This window comes from Haloferax sp. s1, assembly GCF_058382125.1.
Genome location: NZ_JBZRPK010000379.1, coordinates 1 through 3,872 on the forward strand (window position 1 = coordinate 1; position 3,872 = coordinate 3,872).

The window sequence follows — 3,872 nt, forward strand, 5'->3', positions numbered from 1 at the left end:
GCACTGGCGTACGCGTTTACGTTCTTCGCGTCGGACTGCTACTCCGAACTCTACGGGCGGAGAGCCGCACAGGTGATGGTGAACGTCGGATTCGCGATGAACTTCATTCTCCTCGGACTCGTCTGGAGTACTATCGCAGCACCCGCCGCAAACCCCGAGTTCGCAGGTATGTTCACCAAAGTGCTCTCGTCTGGGACGAACATCATCGCCGGAAGTCTGGCCGCGTACCTCGTGAGCCAAAACTGGGACGTAATCGTCTTCCACAGCATCCGCGAGATGACCGACGGTGCGTTCCTCTGGCTTCGAAATATCGCCTCGACAGCGACGAGCCAAGCGTTCGACACGGTCATCTTCGTCGGTGTCGCATTCTACATCGCACCGAAAGTCTTCGGCATCGGACAAGCGCTCCCGCAGAACGTGCTTATTGGACTCATCGCCGGGCAATACCTCCTGAAACTCCTCATCGCAGTCGTCGATACACCATTCGTCTACGGAACCGTTGCACTCCTCGGCGACGGCACTGAAGCATCCGACGACGGTTGGGTTTCGGACTGACTATAACGGCCGTCGGACGGCTTATCTCTTTTGGTAGCATACCACATGCTGTATGGTTGCCGAGCACCGTGTCCGTCTCACCGAAAAGGACGGCATGGAGATGGGAATCCGTTGTCCGAACTGCAAGACCTACACGTCGTTCAGCGATATCCTCGCGACTGGGCACTGCCGCGGCGGGTGGAAGGGCTGTGAGACTAAACTCCAACTCGAGCTCGTGATACAGGACTAACGAAGAAACGGAAAGTTTCGGCCGTCGGGACGCAAATCAAGTTGCTTCGGCGGGGCCGTCCGACGGAGCGTCGTTCAAGTAGAGGTATGCCGCTGCGACGGAAAAGACCGCCTCGCTGGTCTTCGAGAGTATCGCCATCTGGTTGACCGGGCCGTCCATAACGACCCACGCTACGATTTGGGCGAGTGCGAACGCGATCGCGACGAGGTACAGTTCGCGACGCCAGTATTTACTGGAAATACGAGGCGAAAGCCTCGCCCTTCAGGGCGTTACCAGAACGCTAAGCGTTCTGGTTGCCCGCCAGACGTAGTCTGGCGACGGGGATGAAGCCGACCAACAGTATTCAACCACCGTCGATGGCATAGACGGGGTTCCAACGCAGTCTTTAAGCCGTCTGGCCGTGATAGTATGCACAGATGGTGAAGAGCACCCGTCACGCGAAATATGAACTCTACTACCACATAGTGTTCGTGCCGAAATCGGACGGAATCGGAGATTCCGCTGACCTCGCGGAACAGGGTTCCGCTCAGTATCGGCGTTCGCACCTGACGGGGAAGACGAAGGAACGTCTCGAAACCATCTTCGCGGAAATCTGTGAGGACAAGGGTCTCGAACTGGCTGAGTCCGAGGTCATGCCCGACCACGTACACCTGTTCATCGGGAGTCCACCGAAGAACGCCCCGTCACTCATCGTCAACTGGGTTAAGGGTATCTCCGCCCGCAAGTACAACCAGCGGTACGACGACCGCGTGAAGTGGACTCGTTCGTACTACGTCGGTACGGCGGGGAGCGCCTCGAAGGACGCTGTCGAACAGTACATCGCTGAACAGGAGGGTGGCAACGAATGAAGCGCGTCAACACCTTCGAGGTGGTTCCACAGACCGAGAACGACAAAGAGTGCCTTCTACGGCTACTCGATGCCTCCGCCTCTCTGTGGAACGAACTGACCTACGAACGTCGTCAGAACTACTTCGGTGACGGCGACGTGTGGGACACGTCCGAGTACCGAGGGCGCTACAACGGTGTCGTCGGAAGCGCGACTGTTCAACAGGTCACGCGCAAGAACAGCGAAGCGTGGCGGTCGTTCTTCGCCCTCAAGGAGAACGGCGAGGACGCCAACCCGCCGTCGTACTGGGGCAACGAGGAGGACGGACGCGAACTCCGCACCTACATTCGGTGCAACCAGTACACGATTGAGTGGGGGAAGCGTAGCCGTCTCGAAATCCCTGTCGGGCAAGAACTGAAAGATGAATACGGACTCGGCTACCACGAACGACTCCGCCTCGAAGTCCGAGGCAACCCGAAGTGGGACGGCAAACAGGGTCGTCTGGAACTTGAGTACGACGAGGTGAGCGACACGTTCAGGGCTTTCCAACCAGTCACCGTACCTGATTCTCGACTGGATTCACCACTGGCTTCGGAAGAAGCCGCCCTCGACGTTGGCGCGAACAATCTCGTCGCCTGTTCCACGACTACTGGGAACCAGTACCTCTACGATGGACGGGAGTTGTTCGGACGGTTCCGCGAGACGACCGATGAGATCGCCCGCCTACAGTCGAAACTCCGAGAGGGACGCTACAGTTCCAAGCGGATTCGACGGCTGTACCGGCAGCGGACGAAGCGCCGTGACCACGCACAGAATGCGCTGGTGCGCAACCTCGTTGAACGGCTGTACGACGAGGGCGTGGCGACGGTGTACGTGGGTGATTTGACCGGCGTGCTGGAAACGCACTGGTCGGTCAGGGTGAACGAGAAGACGCACAACTTCTGGGCGTTCAAGCAGTTCATCCACCGTCTCGCGTGCGTCTGTGAGGAGTACGACATCAGTCTCGAAGTTGAGTCGGAAGCGTGGACGAGTCAGACGTGTCCCGAGTGTGGCGACTGCGAGGAGACGGTTCGCCACGGAGATACGCTGACGTGTCCATGCGGATTCGAGGGACACGCTGACCTCACGGCGTCAGAGACGTTCCTTCGAGAAAACAGCGATACGGAAGTCAGGCCGATGGCACGGCCCGTGCGATTCGAGTGGGACGACCACGACTGGTCGGGGAAACCACACCCTCACGAAAGTCCCAAAGAAGTGCGCACAAACCCGCAAGTTGCCTCCGTGGAATCGGCATAGCCCGAACCCCCAACGGAGGAATCCTCGCGCTTTAGCGCGGGGAGGATGTCAATCAAGTAGACGATGATACCGCCGATGAAGCCGACACCGGCGAGGACGAACAGGATTGCCTGTACTGAATTGAACTCCATGACCACCGGTGCCAGCGAAAGGTGGACGTACGCGGAGGCGAGCGCCCCGAGAATCGCGACGTAGGGGACGATTCCCGAGGGAAGCCCGGTGAACAGTGACCGTGACTCTGCGGTCGAAGTGTTGGTTGACATGAGGTCTCACCCCACAATACGTGTCAATCAAAAATAAGGATTGCCCAAAATCGGAGTCTACAGATGAACAAGGCGAGTCGGAAAGGAAGGCAAAGAAGCGAGCACGCTAATTCCTGACCGTACAGTCGGTCGTAATCAGCCGTCGAGCGGCGCGCTCAGTCGTCGACTCGCTCGGCGAACGCAAACCGCGGTTTCACGTCGGTGATGCGGACCGTCGGCGTGTCTCCCGTCTCCGTGTCGGAGACGAAAACGGTGAAATCTTCGACTTTCGCGATACCGTCGCCTTCGCTCCCCACGTCGATGATTTCGACTTCCAGTTCGTCGCCCGTGCGGACCGGGGCGGTGAGGAAGTGCTTGCCCACGAGATACTGTTCTGACGAACTGTCACGCGAGGCCTTCGGACGAATCGACCGGACGTACTGGAACTCCGGTTCCATGTCGGCGCGGAAGTCCGCGAGGTCCTGTCCGTCGAACACCTTGACGGCGAAGTCGCCGCCAGTTGCGAGGAGTTCCTGTGCGACTTCGAACGCCTGCCGCGCGAGGTAGATAGAGCGGGCGTGGTCCAGCGAGTACTCGCCGGTCATGTTCGGAGCCATGTCGGAGACGACGGCGTCGGCACCGGCTTCGCCGATGATGTCCGTCAATTGTTCTTTCGTCTCGTCTTCGGTCATGTCGCCGCGAATCGTCTCGATGTTGTGGCGGT

Annotated in this window: 6 protein-coding genes and 1 pseudogene; 4 read left to right on the forward strand and 3 right to left on the reverse strand. The window is 58.9% G+C overall.

Annotated elements, in window-relative coordinates; all coding sequences use genetic code 11:
- Together QT222_RS04785 and QT222_RS04790 are read left to right on the forward strand one after the other, a co-directional pair.
- On the forward strand, window positions 1–555 hold a 555-nt coding region (locus QT222_RS04785; RefSeq protein ID WP_491476475.1), incomplete at its 5' end, for a queuosine precursor transporter.
- 52 nt (window positions 556–607) lie between these two features.
- Entirely contained in the window at window positions 608–784 is a 177-nt protein-coding gene (locus tag QT222_RS04790; RefSeq protein ID WP_004058461.1) for a hypothetical protein, read from the forward strand.
- 36 nt (window positions 785–820) lie between these two features.
- On the opposite strand, the pseudogene QT222_RS04795 reads toward QT222_RS04790, so the two are convergent.
- A pseudogene (locus QT222_RS04795) lies at window positions 821–1,018 on the reverse strand (DUF7475 family protein); the annotation flags it as partial.
- 182 nt (window positions 1,019–1,200) lie between these two features.
- Between QT222_RS04795 and tnpA the strand changes: the two are divergent.
- Window positions 1,201–1,632 carry an IS200/IS605 family transposase gene (tnpA, locus tag QT222_RS04800; protein ID WP_004058466.1) on the forward strand — a complete coding sequence of 144 codons (432 nt, stop codon included), beginning with the start codon at window positions 1,201–1,203 and terminating at the stop codon, window positions 1,630–1,632.
- A complete protein-coding gene (locus QT222_RS04805) occupies window positions 1,629–2,906 on the forward strand; it encodes an RNA-guided endonuclease InsQ/TnpB family protein (RefSeq protein WP_491476476.1) in 1,278 nt (425 codons plus the stop codon). The genes tnpA and QT222_RS04805 overlap by 4 nt, the downstream gene beginning before the upstream one ends.
- Here the strand turns inward: QT222_RS04805 and QT222_RS04810 are convergent.
- A complete protein-coding gene (locus tag QT222_RS04810; protein ID WP_491476477.1) occupies window positions 2,846–3,169 on the reverse strand; it encodes a DUF7475 family protein in 324 nt (107 codons plus the stop codon). The two genes, QT222_RS04805 and QT222_RS04810, sit on opposite strands and share 61 nt — an antisense overlap.
- 155 nt (window positions 3,170–3,324) lie before the next feature.
- The coding region (locus tag QT222_RS04815) for an SAM-dependent methyltransferase (RefSeq protein ID WP_491476478.1) at window positions 3,325–3,872 on the reverse strand (548 nt) is incomplete at its 5' end.